Here is a 24,595-nt window from a genome sequence, read left to right on the forward strand (position 1 = left end):
CCTAGATGATGAGCTTCAGCGCCGCTGCCGCGACGGCTTCGGGCGTGATGTCGAAATGCCGGTAGAGGTCCGGGGCAGGGGCGCTGGCGCCGAAACCGGCCATGCCGACGAAAGTGCCGGTGTCGCCGATCCAGCGGTCCCAGCCGAGCCGTGCTGCGGCTTCGATGCCAATGCGGGGCGCCGAGCCGAGGACTGCCTTGCGGGTGCCGGCGTCCTGCTCCTCGAAAAGCTCCCAGCACGGCATCGAGACAACCGCGGCGGCGACGCCGTGCCCGGTCTCCAGCCGTTCGGCGGCGGCAACCGCGATCTCGACCTCCGAGCCGGTGGCGATCAGCGTCACCGCGCGCTGCCCGACTGGCTCGCGCAGGATGTAGGCGCCCCGGCTCGACCGGTTCTCGTCGCTGTGTGGCTCGTCGCTAGGTGCTTGGCGCAGCATCGGCAGGTTCTGGCGCGAGAGCACCAGCACGCTCGGCCGCTTCTCGCTTCTCAGCGCCAGTTCCCAGCACTCCGCCGTTTCGATGATGTCGGCCGGGCGGAAGACGTTGAGGTTTGGCGTCGCCCGCAGCATCGCCAGGTGCTCGACCGGCTGGTGGGTCGGGCCGTCCTCGCCGAGACCGATGGAATCATGCGTCATCACATAGATGACACGCTGGCCCATGAGCGCCGAGAGCCGCATCGCGCCGCGCGCGTAGTCGGCGAAGCACAGGAACGTGCCGCCATAAGGCACGAAGCCGCCATGCAGTGCGATGCCGTTCATGGCTGCGGCCATGCCGTGCTCGCGGATTCCATAGTGGATGTAGCGGCCTGCGTAGTCGCCCGGCGCGATGCGGTTCATACCCTTGGTGATCGTCAGGTTCGAATGCGTCAGATCGGCGGAGCCGCCGACGGTCAGTTCGGTTGCGCCATTGATCGCAGCGAGTGCCATTTCCGAGGCTTTTCGCGTTGCAACCTTGGTCGCCTTCCCGACATGCTCCTTGCGGAAAGCGTCGAGTGCTTCGAAGACCGCGTCGGGCAGGGCGCCGGCGACCGCGCTCTCGAAGGCCTGCCGCCGTGGTGAGGCGGCAAGCCGATTCTCCCAGGCGCGGCGTGCCGCTTGACCGCGGCCGGCAATCGCGCGCCAGGCGAAAAGGATATCGTCCGGCACCTCGAACGGCGCGAAGGCCCAGCCGATATTTTCGCGCGTCGCGGCGATCTCCGCATCGCCCAGCGGCGCGCCATGCGTCTTTTCCGAACCACCCAGATTTGGCGCGCCCTTGCCGATCACCGTGCGGCAGGCGATCAGAGACGGCTGGTCCGATTGCTGCGCCGCTTCGATTGCCGCCGCAACGGTTTCGGTGTCGTGGCCGTCCACCGACTGGACATGCCATCCAGCGGCTTTGAACCGCGCCGGCTGGTCCATCGATGTCGACAGGGAAGTGGGCCCGTCGATCGAGATCGCATTGTCGTCCCAAAAGACGATCAGCCGGGAGAGCTTCAGGTGACCGGCAAGATCGATCGCCTCGTGGCTGATGCCTTCCTGCAGGCAGCCGTCGCCGGCGATTGCGTAGGTGAAATGGTCGACGAGATCGGCGCCGTGGCGGGCCGCCAGCATGCGCTCCGCCAGCGCCATGCCGACAGCGGTCGAAATGCCTTGTCCAAGCGGGCCGGTCGTCGTCTCGATGCCAAGCGCATGGCCATATTCCGGATGTCCGGCGGTGCGGCTGCCCAGCTGGCGAAACCGCTGCAATTCTTCGATAGGCATGTCTTCAAAGCCTAGCAGATAATGCAGCGCATACTGCAGCATCGAGCCGTGCCCGGCCGACAGCACGAAGCGGTCACGATCGGGCCAGTTGGGCGCCGACGGATCGATATTGATGAAGCGGCTGAACAGCACCGTCGCGACATCGGCCATGCCCATCGGCATACCCGGATGACCGGAATTGGCCTTTTGGACGCTGTCCATCGCCAGTGCGCGAATGGCGTTGGCCATGTCGCGCTCCGAGACGGCGGCGACGGGCTTCAGTGCTGCTGCCTGGCTGTTCATGGCGTCCTCCTCACGACACACGGTTCTTGCGTTCGATCAATTGCAGGATGAGCGGCGTCAGGATCAGCTGCATGGCAAGGTCGAGCTTGTTGCCGGGCACCACTATGGAATTCGGCCGCGACATGAACGAGTCGTGGATCATCGAAAGCAGGTAGGGGAAATCGATGCCGCGGGGATTGGCGAAGCGGATAACCAGCATCGATTCGTCGGGCGTCGGAATCCAGCGCGCGATGAATGGATTGGACGTGTCGACGATCGGCACGCGCTGGAAGTTGATGGCGGTCTGCGAAAACTGCGGGACGATGTAGCGGACATAGTCCGGCATACGGCGCAGGATCACGTCCATCACCGCCTCGGTGGAATAGCCGCGCGTTGCGCGGTCGCGATGGATCTTCTGGATCCATTCGAGATTTATGACCGGCACCACGCCGATCTTGAGATCCGCGTGCCTGGCCAGGTTGATCTTGTCGGTGACGACGCAGCCATGCAGGCCCTCATAGAAGAGCAGGTCGCTCGGCGGAAATTCGCGCCATTCGGTGAAATGTCCCGGCGGCGTGCCGTACTGCTTCTCCTCATCCTCATCATGGATGTAGGTGCGGGTCTTTCCGGTTCCCCGTCGGCCATATTCCTCGAATACCTCTTCGAGGATTGCCAGTTCATTGGCCTCGGCATGGAAGTGGGTGAAGTTCGGATTGCCCGCCTTTTCCTCCTCGGCCACCTTCGCCTTCATCGTGGCGCGGTCGTAGCGATGGAAAGCATCGCCTTCGATGAAGGCGGCCCCGATGTTCTCGCGCCGGAAGATCAGTTCGAAGATGCGCTTGACAGAGGTGGTGCCTGCGCCCGACGACCCGGTGATGGTAATGATGGGGTGCTTTGCCGACATGGTCTTCAGGCCCTGAAAAGGCCGCGGCGGCTGAACAGCGGCGCGCGCTCGCCGATGGCGCTCGGCTCGGTGTGGTAGCGGGTGATGCGCGCGACTTCCCGCGCCGATCCGAAAACCATGGGCACGCGCTGGTGCAGGCTCTCGGGTTCGATTTCGAGGATGCGGGTGATCGTGTCGGTGGCGGCACCGCCCGCCTGTTCGACGAGATAGGCGATCGGGTTTGCCTCATAGACGAGGCGAAGTCGCCCCTGCCTGTAGCCCTTGCGCTTGTCGCCTGGATACAGGAATACGCCGCCGCGCATCAATATGCGGTAGCAGTCAGCAACCAGAGAGGCGATCCAGCGCATGTTGAAGTCCTTCTCACGTGGGCCTTCGGTGCCTTCAAGGCAGTCGTCGATGTAGAGCCGCACCGCCTCGTCCCAATGCCGGTAGTTGGCGGCGTTGATGGCGAACTCCTGGGTTCGCTGCGGGATGATCCGGCTCTCGTAGGCCTGGACGAAGGTGCCGAGCCTGGTCGAGAGAACGAAGACATGGGTACCGCTGCCGAGCGACAGAACCAGCGCCAGCTGCGGCCCGTAGATGAAGAAACCGGCGCCCAGCTGGTTCACCCCTGCCTGCAAAAACGAGGCGGCCGGATTCCCATCCGGCGCGCCAGTTGCAGGGAGAAGCGAGAAGACCGTTCCGATCGACACGTTGGTGTCGATGTTGGAAGAACCATCGAGCGGGTCGATGGCGATGGCAAGAGGCGCTTGCCTGTCGAGCAGCACCGGCTGCTCCAGTTCCTCGGAAGCGTAGAGCGCGACCGGAGCGTGGCGCATGGCGTCGAGGAAGATATCATCGGCGAAGACATCGAGATCCTTCTGGATGTCGCCGTCAGCATTGGCGCCGCGGGTTCCCGCAAAGGCGGTGCCGAGCACCCCTTGATTGATGGTGTTGCGGATTGTGGTGGCCGCCTGCGTCAGCTGACGGATGGTCGCTACGACGGCGGAGCGCAGTTCGTCCGGCTCGCCAAGATAGGAGTTCAGAAAAGCGTCGAGTGTTGCCGCTGGCATCGTAACCTCCCGATCCAGCCGCCTCTCCTCGGGTCGGCCGGATTGGGAAAGGAGAACAAACGACGCTGGATAAGTAAAATTCAATAACTTTACTCAGGCAGTAAAAAAATTTTAGTATGCCGTATGAGAAACCTCACGCTCAAGCAGTTCAAGACCGTTCAGGCAATCATCAGCCACGGAAAAATCGTCCGCGCGGCCAAGGTGTTAGGGCTGTCTCCTCCAGCGGTGACGATCCAGTTGCGGCAGGTGGAGGAGGAGTTCCAACTGGCCTTGTTCGACCGGACGTCGGACGGCATGCGTCCCACTGCCGCAGGTCTGGCCTTCGTCGAGACGGCACAGGCCATCGAGGAGCGGCTTCGTCTGCTCGAAGACAAGATGGATGCAATCAAGGGCGTGCGCGCCGGCAGCTTGCGGCTCGGCGTCGTTTCCACGGCCAAATATTTCGCGCCGCGGCTGATGGCCGCCTTCATGAAGGAACATCCCGATATCGACATGCGCCTTGCCATCGGCAACCGCGCCGAGACGATCGACAATCTGAAGAACCACGATATCGATATCGCGCTGATGGGACGCCCGGCCAAGGAAGTCCCGGTGCGTGCCTCGGTCTTCGGCGATCACCCGCTGGTCATCATCGCATCGCCCGATCACCCGCTGGCGTCGGCACGCGACATTTCCAAGGAGCGGATCGCCGAGGAGCATTTCCTCATTCGCGAGCCCGGCTCCGGCACGCGCATCTCACTGGAAATATTCCTGAGCGACGTGCCCGGCCGCATCGACGATCTCGGCGTCGAGATGGACTCGAACGAGACCATCAAGCAGGCGGTGATGGCCGGGCTCGGCATCGCCTTCATCTCTGCCCACACCATCGCTGCCGAAACCGAAGCCGGCCGGCTGGTTATCCTCGACGTTGTCGGCATGCCGATCCGCCGGCAATGGTTTTCGGTGATGCGCAGCGATCACGCGATCTCGCCGGCGATGGCGACCTTCCACGATTTTCTGATGCGCAAGGGCGCGATGTACCTGCCACTGTTCGGCAAGCTTTATCCGCACGAGGAACTGAACAGTAGAGGTCGCGCGAGTTAGCCTAGTTCAACAAGTTTCGGTCGTAGTAGGGACGTGGCTTGCAAATACAGGAGAACGGCGGTGGCGCTGAGCGGCAGCTTCGACTCGACTAACCCCTAAGGCTCGAATCATTTAGGATGGAAGTCCGAATGGAGCGACGCAACCGCTTGTCCGTATGGCTTAGCTGCGCCATGAGCGGTCGCTAAAGCGATCAAGGCCGAGCGGCCGGAGTCGACCCCTAAGCCGACCGTCGGAAGGCGGGCTGCAAGGTCCGCATCCGGCTGGTCAGCGGGCATCGCCCGAAATGGCTGCCTTTGGAGAGCTGTCTCGGACGAGGGACGGCTTTGCACCTCTTCCGGCACATGGTTCGGCAACCGTTGCTGTTCGTGTGTCAAGTTCCTCGGTCGAGTCCTCGTGGATGTCATCAGCGGCGGCTTGATCCTGCATACGGCAGGCTGGTCAATCCGACTTGCCGAGAGCTTTCAGGATGAATCGGATCTGCTCGCGCAGGCCCGCTTCGGTGTCTTCGCCGTATTGGACGCAGTGCTCGATCAGGATCGGATGGAGGAACGGCGTGAACGCGGTGTGGACGGCACGCGCCGCCGTAGCGGAATCGTCGACATTGAATTCGCCCGATTCGATGCCCTCGCGGATAATGACCCCTAAGGTAGTTACCACGTGCTCGATATGCGCCTTGATGGTCGCCCAGTTCTCCTGCATGGCGGCGACAATCAGGTCGTGCATGCGCCTTTCCTTGACCAGCGTCATCTTCTTGTGATGGTGAACGGCGGTCAGTAGCTGACCCAATTTCTCCCCGGCCGACGCGTTCGTGCGCGCGATTGCCAGGGCGATGTCAGCTACCTCGTTCAAAGCTTTCCCGCAGATGGATTCTTTGATTGCGTCCCTTGAGGGGAAGAAGCGGTAGATGTTTGCCGTGCTCATGCTGAGTTCGGAGGCGATGTCGGCCACCGACGTTTTGTTGTAGCCGATGCGGCGAAAGTGCCCCTCCGCCACCTCCAGGATGCGCGCGCGCACCTCGTCGGGATCAGTTCGCATTCGGAGCGGACGATTCATGGATGTCTCCAGGACTGATGAAACGGATCTGCCGGGCTCGCCCTGGGCGATCATTCGTAAGCGGCAAGATCGTCCGGCTGGCCCTGCATATGTTCAGGCAAAACCGGCGGGCGAAAACTTGAACCGTCTTTTCCGACAACAGTGCCCTATTCGGCAGCCATCGCTGTTTGCAATTCCGGTTCCTCGGTCGAAGCCTCATGGGCCACATCTGCGGTCGGCTTGATCCGGAACCACGCGGCATAGAGAGCGGGAAGGAAGAGCAGGATCAGCACCGTGCCGGCCGCCGTGCCGCCGATCAGCGTATAGGCCATCGATCCCCAGAACACGGAGTGCGTAAGGGGGATGAAGGCCAGCACGGCGGCAAGCGCTGTCAGGATCACCGGCCTCGTGCGTTGCACGGTGGCCTCAATGACGGCGTGATAGTCGTCAAGGCCGGCAGCACGGTTCTCCTTGATTTGTTCGGTCAGGATCAGGGTGTTGCGCATCAGGATGCCGGCCAGCCCTATCAGGCCCAGAATGGCGTTGAACCCGAAGGGCTGGTTGAAGGTGAGCAACATCGGCACGACGCCGACGAGCCCAAGCGGTGCGGTCAGCACGACCATGGCCATCGTCGAGAAGGATCGTACCTGCAGCATGATGACGATCAGCATGGCGGCGATCATGGCCGGGAAGATCTTGCCCAAAGCAGTGTTGGCCTTCTCAGCCTCCTCGATCGATCCCCCCATTTCAATGTTATAGCCGGCCGGAAGGGACGCGATCAGCGGCTGAAGGGCTTTCATGATCTGCTTTGAGACCTCCGGAGGCTGAGTCGCTTCGTTGATATCCGACCGGATCGTGACGACGGGCGTCCGGTCGCGGCGCTTCAGGATCGGCTCTTCAAGACGGATCTCCGAATGACCGATCTGGTCGAGCGGAATCTGGCGGCCGTCCCGGCTCATCAGCGAGAAATCCGCCAGACGCGCCGGATCCAGCCGCTCAGCCCCAGCGCTGCGCGCCACGATGGGGACATTGCGAATGTCCTCGCGGACCTGCGTGACAGGGATGCCGGTGAGGAGGAACTGGAGCTGCTGGCCTACTTCCGCCGGCGAGAGGCCGATGAGGTTCAGTCGATCCTGGTCAGGGATGAAGCGCAGTACGGGCGTGCGGTTGCCCCAGTCGCGGTTGGCCTGCCGCACGTCCGGGACGCCCCGCATGATATCGAGGGCCTTCTCGGAAATGCTATAGAGTTGCGCGGGATCAGGCCCCGTGACCCGGAACTCGACAGGGAACGGGGTGTAGGGTCCGAACACAAGCTGGGTGACGCGGACATCGGCTTCCGGCGCGAGCCCCTGCGATACCGCCTCCCGGAGCCGGTGCTTCAGCGCCTCGCGCGCCTCCGCGTCCGGTGTCAGCACGACGATCTTGGCAAAGGCAGGATCAGGCAGTTCCGGTGCCATCGCGAAGAAGAAGCGCGGAGCGCCCTGACCGACGTAGCTCGTCACGATCTTGGCTTCGGGCTGGCCGTCCAGCCAGTGCTCCAGCTTCTCCACTGTGGCGGTCGTCGTCTCGATGCTGGTGCCTTCCGGCAGACGAACCTCGACCAGCACTTCGGGGCGATCGGATGTCGGGAAGAACTGCTGTTTCAGGCTGCCCATGCCGACAACCGAAAGTGCGAAGACGATGCCGACGACACCGCAGGTTACGAACTTGTGGCGCACGGCAAAGATGATGAGCCGGCGAAGGCGCCGATAGTTCGGTGTGTCGTATATGGCGTGAACGCCGCCTTCGACCGGTTTGATCGCGGGCAGCATCTTGACGCCAAGGTAGGGCGTGAAAACCACGGCGACGATCCAGGAGACGACGAGAGCGAACCCTACGACCCAGAAGATATTGCCGGCGTACTCGCCGGCCGTCGAGCGTGCGAAGCCCACGGGCAGGAACCCAGCTATCGTCACGAGCGTTCCCGACAGCATCGGCGCCGCGGTATGGCTCCAGGCATAGGCCGCCGCCTTGATGCGATCCATGCCCTCTTCCATCTTCACCACCATCACCTCGATGGCGATGATGGCGTCGTCCACGAGAAGACCGAGCGCCAGGATGAGGGCGCCGAGCGTGATGCGATCGAAGAACCGGCCGGTCTCCAGCATGATGAGGAACACGGCGGCAAGCGTCAGCGGGACGGCGGCCGCCACGACGATGCCGACGCGCCAGCCCATGCTGAGCAGGCTGATCAGCAGCACGACACCGAGCGCCATCGCGAACTTTAACATGAACTCGTCGACCGCCGAGGTGATGTTGACGGCCTGGTCGGACACCTTGTCGAGCGTTATCCCAAGCGGCAATGTTCGTGCGATGGCCGCCGTCCGATCCTCCAGCGCCTTGCCGAGCGCGCGACCGTCCCAACCCTCCTGCATAACGGCCGCGAGCATGATGGTGGGCTCGCCCTGGCGTCGGATGAGATAGGTGGGAGGGTCCTCGTAGCCGCGGCGGACCTCGGCAACGTCGGAAAGCTTCAGCGTCCGCCCCCCGGCAACGATCGGCGTGTCGGCGATAGCCTGGACACTGTCATAAGCGCCGTTGAGCCTGATGAAGACCTGCGGCCCCTGAGTATCGATCGAGCCCGCCGGTGTGACGGTGTTCTGCCGCTGCAATGCGACGATGATATCCTGTGCCGACACGCCCAGCGTTGCCAGCTTGGCATAGGAGAACTCGACGAATATCTTTTCGGGGCGCTCACCGAGGATGTTGATCTTCTTGACGCCGGGCACGTGCAGGAGGTCCTGTCGAATTGCCTCGGCCTGCCTGGCCAGCTCACGCATCGGCATGCCTCTGGCCTTCAGCGCATAAAGGGCGAAGCTCACATCCGAATATTCGTCGTTGACGAAGGGGCCGTAGACGCCGGGCGGCAGGTTGCGGGCTTCATCCCCCAGCTTCTTGCGGGCCTGGTAAAACTCTTCCTGCACGACGGATGGCGGCGTGCTGTCCTTCAGCGTGACCGTCATATAGGCGTAGCCCGGCCGCGTGGTGGTCTCGACCCGATCGTACCAGGTGAGCTCCTGAAGCCGCTTCTCCAACGGCTCGGCGACAAGGTCCTGCATCTCGCGGGCCGTCGCGCCCGGCCATGCCGTCGTGACCGTCAGGGTCTTAATGGTGAAGTTGGGATCCTCCGCCCGCCCGAGCATAAGGAACGCGTAGGCGCCAGCCGCCACGAGCAGGAGGATGAAGAACAGGGTGACGGCCCGTTCGCGAACGGCGATCGCTGAAAAATTGAGGTTCATCGTCAGTTGCTCCCGCTTTCGGAAGCAGACCTGACGCGAGCGCCCTCCTGCAGAAGATGAGCGCCGAGCGAAACGACCGGATCTCCCATGTTCAGCCCGGAGACCACGGCGCTTTCGCTTGTCACACGAACAAGGCCGACAGGTCGGAAGTGTACGGTCGAGGTGGCGCGATCCAGGGCCCAAACGCCTGTCTTGCCGCCATCATCGAGCACGGCTCCGAGCGGCACCTGGACTTCCGGCTGGCTCGCCTGGCTTGTGATCCGGATAGTCACGGTCGCGCCAAGCGGTGCTGCCGCGGCCTCCCCGTCGAGCACATAGCGGGCCTCATAGGTACGGGTCTGGGGATCGGCGGCATCCGACAACTGCCGCAGATGCGCCGTATGGCGCCCATCGGCTGCATAAACGGCGGCCTCGGCCACAGAGCCGATCGCCGGCCGGATCGTTTCGGGAAGCGCGACCACCGCTTCACGAGGGCCGGCCTGGGCGATCCGAACCACTGTCTGACCGGCGGAGACGACCTGTCCCGGCTCGCCGATGGTTTCGACCACAGTTCCATCCGCGTCCGCCAGCAGGACGGAATAGGCCGCTTCGTTTTCCGCGACTTTCGCTTCCGCTTCGGCGGCGGCGAGTTGTGCGGTCGCGGTGTCCAACGCGGCCTTCGCCTGCTCGTAGCGCTGCGGAGTTGCTGCCAATTCCTTCTTGACCAGAACGGCATAGCGCTTTTCGTCCGCGCTCGCCTGAACCAGCACAGCGCGTGCCGCGGCGACCGCATTGCGCTTGGCGGTGAGCGCGAGAGCCAGATCGGTGTCGTCGATCCGCAGAAGCGGTTGGCCCGCCTTGACCCGTTCACCGACGTTCACCAGGCGCTCGATGATCTTGCCGGGTACGCGAAAACCAAGATTGCTCTGCACCCGCGCGGCAATCGTGCCCGTGAAACCGCGTTCGGATCCAGCCACTGGCGCCGCCGTCACCAATCTGACGATCGGCGCTTCCTGCCTCGGATCCGCCACTGCGGTTGCCTGCGTGCGAATGGGCAGCGTAACGAATGCGGCCACCCCTAACCCCGCGGCCAGGACGCTGCCCAGCCCAATGACAAGTCGCTTTTTCATGCCCATCGCCTCATGCCGAAATAGATTGCGTTCATTCTCTATGCTGTGTCCTGCGTCGACCGGCAGCGGCCGGCTGCGACCTGCGCGGCGAGTCAGTCCGGTAGCGCGTCGGCGCGCGGATGCTTGTCGGTCCCAGTCGCGACTGTCACCTCCTCGCCGGACCTCGAGAACGCGTAGAGAGAGCCCCGGTAGCCCGGCATGGAGAAGGCAACGGAGTCGCGGTCGGCGAGGCCCATGACGACGCGCAGCGGATCGCCTCCGCCCTTGGGCGCGAAGGTGGCGGTGACCTCCAGGAGGTCGCCGTCGATTGGGACGTAATAGACCACCATGTCGAGGCGTCCGTTGTGCAGGCTGCCGGCTTCGATTGGGCGTCCGACGGTAGCTTCCTCGGCAAACGCTGGGGTCGCCAGAAACAGCGCGGTCAGGAGCGAAGCGCTCAGGATCTTGCGGATCATTTCGTGTCTCCTTTTTTAGATTGCATTCGCCATCTATATAGCAGATAGATTACGAATGCAATCTAAAAAAAGAGATCGACGATGCGTGTGAGTCGCATACAGGCCGCGGAAAACCGCGAAGCCGCAATCAACGTGGCAAGCCGCCTTTTGCGGGAGCGTGGCTTTGACGGCATCGGCCTCAAGGATCTGATGAAGGATGCCGGGCTGACCCAAGGCGCCTTTTACAAGCATCGCATCAAAGGAGGACTTGGTGGCACAGGCGTCCAAGCGGGCGATGGAGAGTGCCAACCACCGATGGTCGGCCGCGACCGCGGCAAAATCCGAGGATCGGCTTGGCGCGGTGATCGCGTTCTACCGGGTAGATTCTGACATCTTGATCCGGTGAAACCTTAGTGGTTTTCTGTCCGCTGGTCGGATCCGTGGCGCTGTCGGGAAGACCACTGAGCAGGACGCCCGCCAGCACAACGCGGGTCTCGTTTTCATGCCCATCTCAGTGCGGCCAAGAGCGGAGCGGTCGGGGTTCTGCGGATCATCTCTCATCTTCTCTTGATAGATTGCGTTCGCCCTCTATATAAGGTATAGATTACGAACACACGCTAAAAGGGAGATTACCGATGCGCGTAAGTCGCATTCAGGCTGCGGAAAACCGTGAAACCGTTATCAATGTGGCAAGCCGCCTTTTTCGGGAGCGCGGTTTTGACGGCATCGGCCTTAAGGATCTGATGAAGGGTGCCGGGCTGACCCAAGGCGCTTTTTACAAGCAGTTCGCGTCAAAGGAGGACCTGGCGGCGCAGGCGTCCAAACGGGCGATGGAGAGCGCCACCCACCGATGGTCGGCCGCGACTACGGCAAAACCCGACGATCCGCTTGGCGCGGTGATCGCGTTCTACCTCAGCATGGACCATCGCGAAGAAAGGATGGACGGCTGCCCGATCGTGGCGCTCGGTTCGGATGCCGCCAGACAGGGCGTGGACGTGAGAGCTTCGTTCGAAGCCGGGATCAGGGAATATCTTGAGATGTTTGGTAGTTGGGTTGGCGAGGCCGACGGCGAGCGGCCCGGCGACAAGGCCATGGCCATTCTCTCGACAATGGTCGGTGCGGTGCTCCTTTCGCGCGTCGTCAACGACCCCGACCTCGCGCAGGCATTTCTGGATGCGGCGACAGAACAGGTTCGCGAAGCAGCCAGCGCTTGAACGGCGTGCGCAGCGCTGGCGGCGCACCCAAATTGATAGGAAAATAGATGCGACGGATTGTTGTCACAGGCATGGGAGCGGTCACGCCCCTTGCTGCCGATGTCGAAGCGTCCTGGTCGCGTCTCCTGGCCGGCCGCTCGGGCATCCGCAGGCTTGCGGATGATGTGGTGTGCGACCTGCCGGCGAAGGTCGGCGGGGTGGTGCCCTCCACAGAAGAAGATCCGGACGCTGGTTTCGATCCGGAAGCCATCCTTCCGCCGAAGGACCAGCGCAAGGTAGACCGGTTCATTCTCTTTGCGCTGGCCGCGGCACAAGAGGCGCTCGCCCAAGCAAGATGGGTCCCCGTCTCGGAAGCGGATCGCTTGCGCACGGCCACGATCATCGCCTCGGGCGTCGGCGGGTTCCCGGCCATAACCGAGGCGGTGCGCACGGTCGACCGCCGCGGCGTCCGCCGTCTATCACCTTTTACGGTGCCGTCCTTCCTGGTGAACCTCGCGGCAGGCCACGTCTCGATCCGCTATGGCTTCAAAGGTCCGCTCGGTGCACCCGTGACGGCGTGCGCGGCCGGCATTCAGGCGATCGGCGATGCGGCTCGCCTAATCCGCGCCGACGAGGCCGATATTGCCGTGTGCGGCGGGACGGAAGCATGCATGAATCTTGTCAGCCTCGGTGGGTTTGCCGCGGCACGCTCTCTTTCGACGTCCTTTAATCATCGTCCTGATGAGGCCTCCCGACCGTTCGACAAGTCGCGGGACGGCTTCGTCATGGGCGAAGGAGCCGGCATGCTGGTCATCGAGGAATTGAGCCACGCGCTGGCGCGCGGCGCAAGACCGCTGGCCGAGCTTGTCGGCTACGGCACGACGGCGGATGCTCATCACGTCACCTCCGGTCCAGAGGACGGCGACGGTGCGCGCCGGGCCATGGAGATCGCAATCGCCCAAGCAGGGATTTCGCCACGCGAGGTTCGTCATCTCAATGCCCATGCGACCTCCACGCCGGTGGGCGACCTGGGTGAGATCGAAGCGATCAAGAGCGTGTTCGGGCGCGATTTCGCGATAGCTGTCAGTGCAACGAAATCGGCGACCGGACACCTGCTCGGAGCCGCCGGCGGGCTCGGAGCAATCTTCGCAATCCTGGCGCTCAGGGATCAGATGGCACCGCCGACCCTCAATCTGAGCGCTCCCGATCCGGCCGGCGACGGGATCGACTTCGTCGCAAACCGGGCCCGGCCGATGGCGATGGGCTATGCAATCTCCAATGGCTTCGGCTTCGGAGGCGTTAATGCCAGCGCGCTGTTCCGGCGCTGGACGGATGATCTGGCCGGCGCGAGTGCCGGAGGCGCTCATGATTGACGCCTTTCGCTCCGACCTGTCGTGCTTCTCCCACGCCAATCCAAAACGAAGAAAGAAGTGACCTCCATGAACAAGACCAATCTAGGCGTCGCCCTGGTGACGGGGGCATCCAGCGGTATCGGGCACACAACGGCCAAAGCCCTGCAGAACGCGGGCTTTCGCGTGTTCGGAACCAGCCGTCGCGCGGTCGTCGACCGATCCGATGGCATTACCATGCTGGCCTGTGACGTGACCGATGACACGTCCGTGGCGAAACTTGTCCAGGACGTGCTGGCCGAGACCGGGCGCATCGACCTGCTTGTCAATAATGCCGGCATTGGCCTGCTTGGTGGCGCGGAGGAGTCCTCGATGGCCCAGGCCAAGTCGTTGTTTGACGTGAACGTCTTTGGCGTTATGCGGGTAACCAAAGCGGTGTTGCCGACAATGCGCCGCCAAGGCAAGGGCAGAATCGTCAATTTGAGCTCGGTGCAGGGGTTCATTCCAGCTCCCTATTTTGCGCTTTATTCGTCGACCAAGCATGCCGTTGAGGGCTACTCCGAATCGCTCGACCACGAACTGCGTCCTTTCGGAATTCGCGTCGTGCTGGTGGAGCCCGCCTATACCCGCACCTCATTTGAAGAAAATCTCGCCAGGCCGGATCAGTTGCTCGATATCTATGACTCTGCGCGCGCCGGCATGAATGCAGCTGTGCGGAAAGCGATGGAAAAAGGCGATGCGCCGGAAGTGGTGGCCAGGACCGTTTTGGTGGCTGCGACCGATCCCGCTCCGAAGGGGCGCTATGCGGCTGGAAAAATGGCGCGCCAGGTCAGTTTCCTGCGCCGTTTCGTCCCCGCATCCGCATTTGACAAGAGCCTGCGAAAGCAACTCGGGCTCCCGGTTTGATGACATCGACGAACACCCGTGAAGATCGGAATCATCGACGCTGGAAACGTCGGCACCACATTGGCGCGGCGCAACCTGACGCGATTGCTCTGGAGAACGCCCTGCGGTCGTTGGCGTTAGATTAGCGCCATGTTATGTTGCGGCGCGAAAGAGCGGGGGGACGTCCTTTCACACCCGTAAGCGATCTGTATGTGCGACCCCTGCAGACTGGTCGGAATCACGGAAACCTCCCGGGCATGGGGTTCGGGATCGATGGGGACAAGGGGTAATGCTTTACACGCTCGTTATGATGGTCTGTCTGACGGCTGTGCCGCAGACCTGTGAACAACGCGAACAGATGGTGGACGGCCTGGCGATGAATCCCGGGACCGCCTTCATGCAGGCGCAATCGCTGGTCGCCCAGTGGATCGAGACGCATCCCGGTTATTTCGTTCAGCGCTGGCGCGTGCTGCCCGGCCGTGGATCGTGATATCCGCCGCGAGGATCGAATGAGGTTCTATTTCTTCGCGGCGAGCGTTTCCGAGACGGCCTTGGACAATTGATAAAGCCGCTGCTCGATTATCGTCGGCACTTCACAGACGTAGGTCAGTGATTGGACGCGTTCATTGAAAATTCGCGTTGCGAATTTCAGCTGTTCGGTTCGCCGATCGATCTCTTCGGGATCCGCATCGGGCTTTGTCCGCAATGCATCGACCTCGGACGCTTCCTTGCGCAACGCGGCGGCTATTTCGAGCTGCTTGTGGGCGTAGCGGGAAATGCCGGAGATCACCTGCGAGCGCTCGGCGTCCAGGTGGTCGAACATGCCTTGCACCATCATCGCCATTTTGGGTGCAAGTTGCTCGGCCGGCAAGGAGGCCGCGAAATCCCTGATCTTCTTTTGAGCTTCCGCAATCGGCATCCGGCGAGCTGCCACTTCCTCGATCAGGGCGGAGATGGTGGGGTCCTTCGACCAGTCCTTCGCGGCTGAAGGAAGATCCGGTCCGCTCCAGATCTGGCCGAGCGAGAGCTGCGGCACCTTGCGCTGCATGCAGGGCCAGTCCGGTTCAGTGTTTGCCGCCATGGCGTTGACGCCCGGCGCGAGCATGGCAATCACAGCCAGGCTCCGAACATGGATCATTCGCGCCATCAGGCATTTCCTCCCGTGTCCTGTTTGCGGGTCATCAGGCCGCGCGAAGGGTCGTAGGCGATGATGGCGGCGGCAAGGAACAGCAGCGTGCAGCCGGCAACGACGCCCAGCGACAGCCAGTCAACCTGGCCGTAGAAGGCGAAGCGGATCAGTTCGACGGCGTAAGTAAATGGATTGGCGAGGCAGATTTTGTAGAGTAGGGGGCTAGCCTCCTGGATACGCCACAAGGGATAGAGTGCCGGAGAAGCGAAATAGCCGGGAAAGATGACGAAGTTCATGATGCCAGCGAAGTTTTCGAGCTGCTTGATCATCGAAGACAGAAGCATGCCGAGCGCGCACAGCATCATGCCTGACAGGAACAGCGCCGGCAGCACGGTGAGATAGTCAAGAGGCGGCGCCTTCACGCCCCAGAACCAGGCAACGATCAGGAACGCGTAAACCTGCGCGATCGACACGGCGACACCGGCGAGCATCTTCGAGATCAGTAAAAACCAACGCGGGAAGGGGCTGACCAGCAGGGTGCGCATGTTGCCCATTTCGCGATCATAGACCATCGACAGCGAAGACTGCATGCCCGAAAACAGCAGAATCATGCCGCACAGGCCCGGCGTGATGTAGACCTCGTAGAGCACGTAGGTCTTGTAGGGCGGGATGATCGATACGCCGAGCACCTGCCGGAATCCGGCGGCAAAAATGAACAGCCAGACGAGCGGCCGAACCAGCGAGGATATAAAGCGCTCGCGCTGATGCAGGAAGCGCAGGCACTCCCGCACGACGATCCCTTTGAGGCAAACGAGGTAGTGGCGGAGCCCAAACTGTTCGAACTTCACCGGCGTGAGGGCGGCGACTTTTGCGGGCATTGCGGGAGCGCTCATGGCGACATCTCCGCGATGCCGCTTGTCTCGATGCGGTTGAGCCTGGAAAAGGCGTCGCGGATCGAACTGGCACCGCTCGTCGCAACGACATCGGCCACCTTACCTTTGGCAACCAGGTCGCCCTGCCGCAGCACGACGACATGGTCGCCGTCTTCGACCTCATCGATCAGATGCGTCGCCCACAGCACACCGATGCCCTCGGTTTCGACGAGTTTGCGGATGGTGGCCAGAATGCCCGCACGCGACTGGATGTCGAGACCGACCGTCGCCTCGTCGAGCAGCAGCAGGGAAGGGCGGTGGAGCAGCGCCCGCGCGATCTCGATGCGCCGCATTTGGCCGCCGGAAAGACTGCGTGCCTTGTCATGCTGACGGCCCTGCATGTTGACTGTATCGAGCAGCGCGGCAATGCGCTGCCGGGCTTGGTGTCCGCCAATGCCATGCAGCGAGGCGTGGTAGGAGAGGTTCTGGTGGACGCTGAGGTCGAGGTCGAGCGTGCGTGCCTGGAATACGATGCCCACACGCCTGAGCGCTTCGCCCGAAGCGCGGCTGACATCATGGCCGAAGATGCGGATCGATCCGCGGCGGGTGCCGTAAAGATGGCTGATCAGTGAGAACAAAGTTGTCTTGCCGGCCCCATTGAGGCCGAGCAGAACGGTGAAAGTTCCCGGCGCGATCGAGAATGAGACGTCCTGGAGCGCTCGCTTCGGACCATAGGAATGGCTGACGCCGGCAACATCGAGCGCTGCCACCTCCTCTCCAGCTCCGCTTGTCCTCACATGCTGCATGCCGCTGGCTCCTTCGGGGCGCGCTGGTCATCTAGTGCACTTGCAACATCCCCGCGGCAAATATTCATCACGTCGGCCTCCCTGATCATTGCTGCGGTCTAGTGGGGCGATATGGCCACGCCCCAAGGCTGCTGGCCCACCGTAACCGATTGAACCGGCTCGTCCGTCGCCGTGTCGATGAAGGTGATGTCGTTGGAATTGCCGTTGGTGGTGATCAGCGTCTTCTGATCGGGGGTGAAGTCGAGATGCCAGACGCGCTGGCCGACCAGGATGTATTTTTCCACCTCGTAGGTTTCGGTGTTGATGACGGCGACGTGGTTCGCTGGGCCGAGCGCGACATAGGCTTTCTTGCCGTCCGCGCTGATTGCGATGCCGACCGGCTGGATGGTTTCGGGCCGCAGTCCCGCAATCGCGAACTGGATCTTCTTCACCACCTCGCGTTTGAGACTGTCGATGACGCTGACGGTGCCGCCGATTTCGGCACTGACCCAGATCTGTGATCCGTCGGGCTTGAATTGCGCAAAGCGCGGACGCGTGTCGACCAGGACGTTGTCGGTCACCTCATGGCTGCCGGTGTCGATGAAATGCGCCATGCTGGTGGTTTCGGAGGTGTTGACCATGGTTTTGCCATCGGGACTGACGGCCATGCCCTCAGGCTCCACCCCGACGGGAATCTCGGTCATGACCTGCTTGCTCTCCACGTTGATCGCGGTGACGAGATTGTCGTCCTCGTTGGCGACGTAGAGCGTCTTGCCGTCGGGCGAAAGCACGAACAGTTCGGGATCGGGGCCTGATGGCAGCGTGCCAACGATCTGCAGCGTCGCGGTATCGATGATTTCGATCGTATCGTCATCGCTGGCGCACAAATAGATGAACTTGCCGTCATGCGAGATGGTGATACCGCGCGGCCTCTGGCCGACTTCGACGGTCTTCACCACTTGCATCGTCGCCGTGTCGACGACCGTTATCGTATTGTCTTTCTCGTTGGAGATATAAACGGTGTAAGCCCACGCCGGATTGGCCATGAAGCCGAGAATGGCGAGTGCGCAAGCTCGTCTCTGCACGAAAATTCCTCCCGATTGGTTCTACTTAAGGACGCATTTCGTTTCCGGCTGATCGACGCCGAGCGTATCGAGCTCGGAGATCTGGTGGAGATAACCCTCCTGTGGCGATGTCGAGACCACGGATTTGGTGTCGCCGAGCAGGATTGGCTGGCGAAGCTGATGGTTCCACTTGCGGAAGGTCAGCTTCTGTCCCTTGAAGGCGGCGACCGAGAAATCGTCCGAGCGGATGTAGTCGCTGATCTTCTTCGGATCGTCGCCATTGGTCCGCGTGCTGGCTTCGCCCACCGCCCGCACCGCCGTCCAGGCCGACATATCCTTGGACAGCATTCGCCGGCCGGTCGTCCTCAGGAAACGGCTTTGCATTTGAATGCCACCCCATTGCTCGCTCGCGGGATGCCAGGACGATGCGACAAGACCGGCCGTGCCAGCGACCAGCCGCGGTGTCCAGGTGCGGTAGGGCACATAGGTTCCGAACACCTCGCTCTCATCGGCGACAAGCACCACGTCATGCTCCGGCAGATCCTGCGTGAACACGGAAATCTGCTGCTGTATCTGCGTGGCGCCGGTGTCGGTGCGGCGCGCCGTGCCATTGTCTTTGAACTCCTTCTCGGCGACGATCTGACCGCCGAAGCGAGCTGCCGCGCGGCGCAACGCGGCCGCATAGAGATGATCCCGCTCATGCGAACCATAGAGCAGCACCCAATTCGGCCATTTCTTTACCACGAGATACTGCGCCAGCGCGTCAGCCAGCATGCTTCGTGTCGGCGCCACATGGAAGATGTTTATGCGGCAGTCTTCCTCGCGCAGGCTGTCGTCTGTGGCACCGACGTTGAAGACCAGAACGCCCTTGTCGCGGGCGATGTCGGCGATCGACAGCAATTGCCTGGCCGAGAGGTCAGCGACAACATAGCGGTCACCTTTGGCAATCAGATCGTTGAACGCCTGAACCGCGTCGGCGTCCGGCTTGACCTCGGCTATGTCGAGGCTGAATTTCTGGCTGAGGAACTTTCCTGTCGTGTTGTTGTCGCCGATCGCCACATTGGCGCCGGCGACACCTTCGTCGCGTGGCGGCAGGTCCAGCAGGGAAAGCGCCAGTTGCGGCGCGTAGGCCCGCAAATAACCTATTCTGATTTCGGTTATCTTTCTTTCCGGCCTGTCGGCAGCGAGCGGTTGCTTGCCCGTCACTTCCTGGGCCATCACGCCTGTAACGTTGGCGGTCTGGAAAAAAAAGCACAAAAAGGCCGCGAGAGTGCCTGGCACCGCGCTCGTCATCGATAAAACTGCCCATTCTTGCACTAAAGTCCGATTGTTCCCGGACCAGCGCGAATTCAAGGTGCCCACAATGAGCTTAGCGGACGCCACAAGATTTATCAAAGCCCCGCAAGTGGACTTACGTGTCTGCTTTAGTCCTATTCCTTTTCGCGGGGATACGGCGATGAATGAGCGTATTGCGGTCTCATCCGCAGCAATGGCGGAATGAGAAACTCTATGGGTCGTCATGGGAGGATTGCCTGATGAAAACGCGCGCCGCTGTCGCCGTTGCCGCCGGAAAGCCGCTGCAGATCATGGAGGTCGACCTCGAAGGTCCCCGCGATGGCGAGGTGCTGGTCGAGATCAAGGCAACCGGCATCTGCCACACCGACGAGTTCACGCTGTCGGGCGCCGACCCGGAAGGCCTGTTTCCGGCGATCCTCGGCCATGAGGGCGCCGGCATCGTCGTCGACGTCGGCAAGGGCGTCACCTCGGTCAGGAAGGGCGACCATGTCATCCCGCTCTATACGCCGGAATGCCGGCAGTGCCCGTCCTGCCTGTCGCGCAAGACCAATCTGTGCACCGCCATCCGCGCCACGCAGGGACAGGGCTTGATGCCCGACGGCACCTCGCGCTTCTCGATCGGCAAGGACAAGCTGTTCCACTATATGGGCTGCTCGACCTTCTCCAATTTCACCGTGCTGCCCGAGATCGCGGTGGCCAAGGTCAATGCCGACGCCCCGTTCGACAAGATCTGCTACATCGGCTGCGGCGTCACCACCGGCATCGGTGCTGTGATCAACACGGCCAAGGTCGAGCAAGGCGCGACGGCGGTCGTGTTCGGCCTCGGCGGCATCGGCCTCAACGTCATCCAGGGCCTGCGCCTTGCCGGCGCCGACATGATCATCGGCGTCGACCTGAACAACGACAAGAAGGAATGGGGCGAGAAATTCGGCATGACGCATTTCGTCAATCCGAAGGAGATCGACGGCGATGTCGTGGCTCATCTCGTCAACATGACCAAGCGCGGCGCCGACCAGATCGGCGGCGCCGACTACACGTTCGACTGCACCGGCAACACCAAAGTCATGCGGCAGGCGCTGGAAGCGTCGCATCGCGGCTGGGGCAAGTCGGTCATCATCGGCGTTGCCGGCGCCGGCCAGGAGATCTCGACGCGGCCGTTCCAGCTGGTCACCGGCCGCACCTGGATGGGCACCGCCTTTGGCGGCGCGCGCGGCCGCACCGACGTGCCGAAGATCGTCGACTGGTACATGGCCGGCAAGATCGAGATCGATCCGATGATCACCCACACGCTGAAGCTCGAGGACATCAACAAGGGCTTTGACCTGATGCATGAAGGCAAGTCGATCAGGAGCGTGGTGGTTTACTGACGAGGAGAAAGCCGCCGGCAAACCAGCCAGCGGCCGAAAAATGCAGATGTTCAACCAGGGAGGAGACAAAAATGCCGGAAAAACTGCATCCTAAAATCGACAATGGACTGCCACGGGAAAAGGCCGACTTTGCCGGCGGCACGCTGGTCTGCGCCTGCACCAGCAACCCGGTCAAGGTGAAGGTCAAGGGCCAGATCGCCCACAACCATGCCTGCGGCTGCACCAAATGCTGGAAGCCGGAAGGCGCGCTGTTCTCGGTCGTGGCGGTTGCCGGTACAAACGACGTGACGGTGACCGAAAACGGCGACAAGCTGAAGATCGTCGATCCGGGCGCGCTGATCCTGCGCCATGCCTGCACCGGCTGCGGCGTCCACATGCACGGCCCGGTCGAGCGCGACCACGCGTTCAAGGGGCTGTCCTTCATCCATCCCGAACGCTTCCAGGAAGACGGCTGGTCGCCGCCGGGCTTCACCGCCTTTGTCTCGTCGATCATCGAGTCCGGTGTCGATCCGAGCCGCATGGACGGCATAAGGTCACAGCTGAAGTCGATCGGGCTCGAACCTTATGATTGCCTCAATCCAGGACTGATGGACTATATCGCCACCTGGACGGCCAAGCGGTCCGGCGCGTTGCCGGCCTAACGACTGATCAGACACTATCTTTGGGGGCCGGACGAAATCGCCCGGTCCCAGGCGTTGGAACGAACGCAGGCGAGCGCGTAGACGGACACGCTTCGTAAGTCATTGCCGACGTGCTGTCAGCCTCGGGGGCGTTGGGCCCAACGGGAATACGCTGAAATTGGTCCAACCGGGTCGTATAGTTCTTCGAGATCAGCGACTGCGATCAGGTGGTTCTGGCTTGGCGCGGCCCAGATCGTGGACTAGCTTGGATATCGCGGGCAAAGTCGCGCCCAAGCGCGATGGCGACAAGGTGGTGCTCCTTACCAGAACGATACGAGCGCCTAGCCGGGCTTGAACGGCAGCACCATCAGCTTGCCGCGTTTTGCCCAGGAAACCAGCCCGTACACCAGCGCGACCCCAGACCAGCCAATACCATCGGTGCGGCCGCGAACAGGGCGGGCGTCGGGGAAGCGTCGTGTGGCGGCCGGCAACAGTGCGAAAGCCGGCGGTCACTGGCTGTCACGCGAAGCCGGAAGTCGGTCACGACCTGTCTCTGTTTCAATCGATCCGTCGCCGGCACATTCGGCCGATTTGGGCCACCGGGCAAGGTATTGCATTTCAGAACGGCCACATCTGCCGCGTGGCGCCGCGGAAATCATAGGCACATTCTGCTTTAGCCGGCCAAGATGGCAATGTACTATTTGCCAATAAGCTGGCCATGGTTGCAGGACTATTCTAGGCCAGACCAAACCGAAATGAAGCTGATGACCGATCGCGCCAGGTTCCTGATCATTGACGACCATCCGCTGTTTCGCGAGGCGCTGCATAGTGCCGTGCAGATGGCCTATCCGGAGGTCGACACGGTGGAGGCGCGCTCGATTGCCGAGGCGCTCGAGCTTCTGACGGATGCCAAGCCGTTCGACTTGGCGCTGCTCGATCTCAGTATGCCCGACGTGCATGGGTTTGACGGGCTGCTGCAGCTCAGGACGCGTTATCCGCGCCTGCCGGTGGTCATCGTCTCCGGCTATGAGGAACCAAAGATCATTTCCGAGGCGCTGTCCTACGGTGCGGCCGGCTTCATCCCGAAATCGGCGCGCAAGAGCGACCTTGCGGCCGCCATTCGCTCGGTGATGGAAGGCGCGATCTATGTTCCCGAGACTTATGAAGGCCGGCCGCGCGACGCCGACAGCACCGACCGCGCCGAGATGGTGCAGCGCCTGGCTACGCTGACGCCGCAGCAGCTCAAAGTGCTGCAGATGCTGCGCCAGGGCCTGCTCAACAAGCAGATCGCCTATGAGCTGCAGGTCGGCGAGACCACAGTCAAGGCGCATGTCTCCGAAATCCTGCGCAAGCTCAACGTCTACAGCCGCACCCAGGCGGTGATCGAGGTCTCGAAGCTCGACAATGCCGAGCTGTTTCGCGATCCGGCGGGGTTTTGAGAGGGCTCGCTAACAAGCGCACTGTCACCCTAGTCGACCGCACTCGTGTCACCGCAATCAGACTAAGCGACGGCTCTCACGTTCCTGACACCAGCTAAGCAACCCGCGCCTCTCTCCTTCGTCATCGGCTTCCCGCTCGGTGCGGTGAAAACGCTCGTGTCGCCGACCAACCCGCAGCAGGAAATAAAAAGTGGGTATGCGGACCACTATCTGGCACCTCCGTGGGCAAGAGTTGGGTTCATCTCGGTCAGGGCACATTCCAGCGGATGAGCGTTTCCGAATTGGGTACTGCCAGTGCAGGTCGCGAAGACCTCTCTAATCTTTAATAGTCAATACCAGCTGTTAGCTCGTGGGCGCCGCGGCATTGCTTGCGGTGCCCAAGTCACGAGCTGCTTTCTCGATTGCGCCACAGCCCTCATTGCGAACTAGACAAATATCATGACTACGATCGCGCCGATCACGATAAGGACAAGGCCGCCGACCAGCATCGGCAACAGACTGTTGTCCGGGTCGATACCCGATTCAAACTGCTTCGTTATCTGCTCATGGTTCTTCTTTGGTTCAGCCATGGCTCGTCTCCGTGCGGGAAAAATCGAACATACGTCCGGTCTGTGGCGGCCGCATGCGCCGTCCTCACATTGATTATGCGATAAGATGGTGCGGCTCTTGATCCTTCGCGGCGCAATATTTTGTCTCCGATCGTAGAGAGATGTCGACCTTACTCGCCGCTTTGCACCACGCCGGAAACTTGCAGTGGTGACGGCTTGAGGAAATCCTGAGGCATCAGCGTGACGTCGGCCAGCGTGTAGCGGTCAAGGGTGCTCTGGAAGGAGGCGATCGCTTCGCCAAACATGCGTGAAAGCTTGCAGGAGCCGGTGAGAACACATTGGTTTCCCGTGGCGAAGCACTCCACAACCGCGAAATCCGGCTCGGTCAGCCGTATGACATCGCCGATTCGGATCATCTCGGGCCGGATCCCCAGAACAAGACCGCCGGAACGGCCGCGGACCGCCTTCAGGTAACCGCCGCGTGTCAGGGTATTGGCGACTTTGTTGAGGTGGGTCTTCGACACCTTAAAGGTGCGGGCAGTCTCCTCGATCGTGATCAGGCGATCGCCGGCGGAGGCCGCGTACATCAGCATCCTCAAAGCATAGTCCGAGAAGTTGGTCAGCCTCAACGGTGCCTCTCTTGGGTTGGCGTGCCGTTATGGGAACCACTAACAAACCAATTCGGCATCACAGGTCTTTCTCTGCGATAGGTTCGAGGCCAATCGTAGTCTCGCCACGGCTGAAGGCGACCGCGAGACGGAAACTGTGAGCGATGCGCAACGCGCGCTCCATAAAGAGCGCTGCCACCTCGGGCGGGCAAATGCGGCGTACCGTTGCCCGAAATAACTTTAACCAGCGACGGAAATGCGCCTCGCCGAGACCGGCTATGGCCAAGTGTGGCGGTAGTGGCCGGCCTTCATATCGCGAAGTGCGAAGTAGCGTCGCAGACCAGAAGTCGCACATCTTCGCCAGATGCTGCGGCCACTTGTCGGGCTCAATCCGGTCGTGGAAAATAGGGCCGAGAATGTCATCACGACGAATTTCGTCATAAAAACCGTGGATCACGCCGCGGATCATTGTCTCGTCGAGCACGTCGGGCAACAGGACGCCGTCGACGACGATAGTTCTTCTACTCAGACCTTTCTCACTCATCT

The 24,595-nt window shown here is 61.9% G+C and carries 23 protein-coding genes and 1 pseudogene; 9 read left to right on the forward strand and 15 right to left on the reverse strand.

Going from position 1 to position 24,595, the window contains the following annotated elements; all coding sequences use genetic code 11:
- Position 1 precedes the first annotated feature (1 nt).
- The 3 genes from tkt to NKH90_RS20735 are packed head-to-tail and all read right to left on the reverse strand — an operon-like array spanning position 2 to position 3,958.
- Positions 2 to 2,023, reverse strand: coding sequence for a transketolase (tkt, locus tag NKH90_RS20725; protein ID WP_352820654.1), 2,022 nt, complete (start codon positions 2,021 to 2,023; stop codon positions 2 to 4).
- A gap of 10 nt (positions 2,024 to 2,033) precedes the next feature.
- Positions 2,034 to 2,906: a phosphoribulokinase gene (locus NKH90_RS20730; protein WP_023678839.1), complete on the reverse strand. Its 873-nt coding sequence runs from the start codon at positions 2,904 to 2,906 to the stop codon at positions 2,034 to 2,036.
- Between the two features lie 5 nt (positions 2,907 to 2,911).
- A complete protein-coding gene (locus NKH90_RS20735; RefSeq protein ID WP_352820655.1) occupies positions 2,912 to 3,958 on the reverse strand; it encodes a class 1 fructose-bisphosphatase in 1,047 nt (348 codons plus the stop codon).
- Between the two features lie 123 nt (positions 3,959 to 4,081).
- Here NKH90_RS20735 and NKH90_RS20740 point away from each other — a divergent pair, with 123 nt between their 5' ends.
- Entirely contained in the window at positions 4,082 to 5,041 is a 960-nt protein-coding gene (locus tag NKH90_RS20740; protein ID WP_352820656.1) for a LysR family transcriptional regulator, read from the forward strand.
- A gap of 438 nt (positions 5,042 to 5,479) precedes the next feature.
- Here the strand turns inward: NKH90_RS20740 and NKH90_RS20745 are convergent, their stop codons facing one another.
- The 4 genes from NKH90_RS20745 to NKH90_RS20760 all read right to left on the reverse strand — a co-directional run bounded on the left by NKH90_RS20745 (position 5,480) and on the right by NKH90_RS20760 (position 10,915).
- A complete protein-coding gene (locus NKH90_RS20745) occupies positions 5,480 to 6,094 on the reverse strand; it encodes a TetR/AcrR family transcriptional regulator (protein ID WP_352795824.1) in 615 nt (204 codons plus the stop codon).
- Positions 6,095 to 6,240: 146 nt separating this feature from the next.
- Positions 6,241 to 9,351: an efflux RND transporter permease subunit gene (locus NKH90_RS20750; protein WP_352820657.1), complete on the reverse strand. Its 3,111-nt coding sequence runs from the start codon at positions 9,349 to 9,351 to the stop codon at positions 6,241 to 6,243.
- A gap of 2 nt (positions 9,352 to 9,353) precedes the next feature.
- The gene (locus NKH90_RS20755; protein WP_352820658.1) at positions 9,354 to 10,460 is read right to left on the reverse strand and encodes an efflux RND transporter periplasmic adaptor subunit; all 1,107 of its coding nucleotides are present in this window, start codon (positions 10,458 to 10,460) and stop codon (positions 9,354 to 9,356) included.
- 92 nt (positions 10,461 to 10,552) lie between these two features.
- On the reverse strand, positions 10,553 to 10,915 hold the full coding sequence (locus NKH90_RS20760) for a hypothetical protein (RefSeq protein WP_352503292.1): 363 nt from the start codon (positions 10,913 to 10,915) through the stop codon (positions 10,553 to 10,555).
- A gap of 81 nt (positions 10,916 to 10,996) precedes the next feature.
- Here NKH90_RS20760 and NKH90_RS20765 point away from each other — a divergent pair.
- The 5 genes and pseudogenes from NKH90_RS20765 to NKH90_RS20785 all read left to right on the forward strand — a co-directional run.
- A pseudogene (locus tag NKH90_RS20765) lies at positions 10,997 to 11,270 on the forward strand (TetR/AcrR family transcriptional regulator); the annotation flags it as partial.
- 259 nt (positions 11,271 to 11,529) lie between these two features.
- Positions 11,530 to 12,108, forward strand: a complete 579-nt coding sequence (locus tag NKH90_RS20770; RefSeq protein ID WP_352820660.1) for a TetR/AcrR family transcriptional regulator — start codon at positions 11,530 to 11,532, stop codon at positions 12,106 to 12,108.
- Positions 12,109 to 12,155: 47 nt separating this feature from the next.
- Positions 12,156 to 13,460 carry a beta-ketoacyl-ACP synthase II gene (gene fabF / locus NKH90_RS20775; protein WP_352820661.1) on the forward strand — a complete coding sequence of 435 codons (1,305 nt, stop codon included), beginning with the start codon at positions 12,156 to 12,158 and terminating at the stop codon, positions 13,458 to 13,460.
- Positions 13,461 to 13,526: 66 nt separating this feature from the next.
- On the forward strand, positions 13,527 to 14,342 hold the full coding sequence (locus NKH90_RS20780; RefSeq protein ID WP_352820663.1) for an oxidoreductase: 816 nt from the start codon (positions 13,527 to 13,529) through the stop codon (positions 14,340 to 14,342).
- A 268-nt stretch (positions 14,343 to 14,610) separates the two neighbouring features.
- Positions 14,611 to 14,811 (forward strand): hypothetical protein, encoded by a 201-nt coding sequence (locus NKH90_RS20785; RefSeq protein WP_352474601.1) that lies wholly within the window; start codon positions 14,611 to 14,613, stop codon positions 14,809 to 14,811.
- A gap of 27 nt (positions 14,812 to 14,838) precedes the next feature.
- Here the strand turns inward: NKH90_RS20785 and NKH90_RS20790 are convergent, their stop codons facing one another.
- From NKH90_RS20790 to NKH90_RS20810, 5 genes are all read right to left on the reverse strand, one after another.
- Positions 14,839 to 15,468: a hypothetical protein gene (locus NKH90_RS20790; protein ID WP_352820665.1), complete on the reverse strand. Its 630-nt coding sequence runs from the start codon at positions 15,466 to 15,468 to the stop codon at positions 14,839 to 14,841.
- Positions 15,468 to 16,328 carry a lanthanide ABC transporter permease protein PedC gene (locus tag NKH90_RS20795; protein WP_352820718.1) on the reverse strand — a complete coding sequence of 287 codons (861 nt, stop codon included), beginning with the start codon at positions 16,326 to 16,328 and terminating at the stop codon, positions 15,468 to 15,470. The genes NKH90_RS20790 and NKH90_RS20795 overlap by 1 nt, the downstream gene beginning before the upstream one ends.
- A gap of 11 nt (positions 16,329 to 16,339) precedes the next feature.
- Positions 16,340 to 17,128 carry a lanthanide ABC transporter ATP-binding protein PedB/LutE gene (locus NKH90_RS20800; protein ID WP_352775117.1) on the reverse strand — a complete coding sequence of 263 codons (789 nt, stop codon included), beginning with the start codon at positions 17,126 to 17,128 and terminating at the stop codon, positions 16,340 to 16,342.
- Between the two features lie 98 nt (positions 17,129 to 17,226).
- Positions 17,227 to 18,192, reverse strand: coding sequence for a YVTN family beta-propeller repeat protein (locus tag NKH90_RS20805; protein ID WP_352820666.1), 966 nt, complete (start codon positions 18,190 to 18,192; stop codon positions 17,227 to 17,229).
- 21 nt (positions 18,193 to 18,213) lie between these two features.
- Entirely contained in the window at positions 18,214 to 19,389 is a 1,176-nt protein-coding gene (locus NKH90_RS20810; protein WP_502898864.1) for an ABC transporter substrate-binding protein, read from the reverse strand.
- Positions 19,390 to 19,706: 317 nt separating this feature from the next.
- On the opposite strand from NKH90_RS20810, the gene NKH90_RS20815 reads away from it, so the two are divergent.
- The 3 genes from NKH90_RS20815 (at position 19,707) to NKH90_RS20825 (ending at position 22,893) form a co-directional block, all read left to right on the forward strand.
- Positions 19,707 to 20,834: an S-(hydroxymethyl)glutathione dehydrogenase/class III alcohol dehydrogenase gene (locus NKH90_RS20815; protein WP_352541895.1), complete on the forward strand. Its 1,128-nt coding sequence runs from the start codon at positions 19,707 to 19,709 to the stop codon at positions 20,832 to 20,834.
- Positions 20,835 to 20,905: 71 nt separating this feature from the next.
- A complete protein-coding gene (gene gfa / locus NKH90_RS20820) occupies positions 20,906 to 21,475 on the forward strand; it encodes an S-(hydroxymethyl)glutathione synthase (protein ID WP_352451333.1) in 570 nt (189 codons plus the stop codon).
- 734 nt (positions 21,476 to 22,209) lie between these two features.
- Positions 22,210 to 22,893, forward strand: a complete 684-nt coding sequence (locus NKH90_RS20825) for a response regulator (RefSeq protein WP_023679211.1) — start codon at positions 22,210 to 22,212, stop codon at positions 22,891 to 22,893.
- Positions 22,894 to 23,318: 425 nt separating this feature from the next.
- Here the strand turns inward: NKH90_RS20825 and NKH90_RS20830 are convergent, their stop codons facing one another.
- From NKH90_RS20830 to NKH90_RS20840, 3 genes are all read right to left on the reverse strand, one after another.
- On the reverse strand, positions 23,319 to 23,462 hold the full coding sequence (locus NKH90_RS20830; protein ID WP_352616137.1) for a hypothetical protein: 144 nt from the start codon (positions 23,460 to 23,462) through the stop codon (positions 23,319 to 23,321).
- A 149-nt stretch (positions 23,463 to 23,611) separates the two neighbouring features.
- Positions 23,612 to 24,070 carry an RrF2 family transcriptional regulator gene (locus NKH90_RS20835; RefSeq protein ID WP_352774925.1) on the reverse strand — a complete coding sequence of 153 codons (459 nt, stop codon included), beginning with the start codon at positions 24,068 to 24,070 and terminating at the stop codon, positions 23,612 to 23,614.
- A 58-nt stretch (positions 24,071 to 24,128) separates the two neighbouring features.
- Positions 24,129 to 24,593: a group III truncated hemoglobin gene (locus tag NKH90_RS20840; protein ID WP_352774923.1), complete on the reverse strand. Its 465-nt coding sequence runs from the start codon at positions 24,591 to 24,593 to the stop codon at positions 24,129 to 24,131.
- Positions 24,594 to 24,595: the final 2 nt, after the last annotated feature.

Origin of the sequence: Mesorhizobium sp. M0898, assembly GCF_040319695.1 — a bacterium.
In the GTDB taxonomy this organism is placed as follows: domain Bacteria; phylum Pseudomonadota; class Alphaproteobacteria; order Rhizobiales; family Rhizobiaceae; genus Mesorhizobium.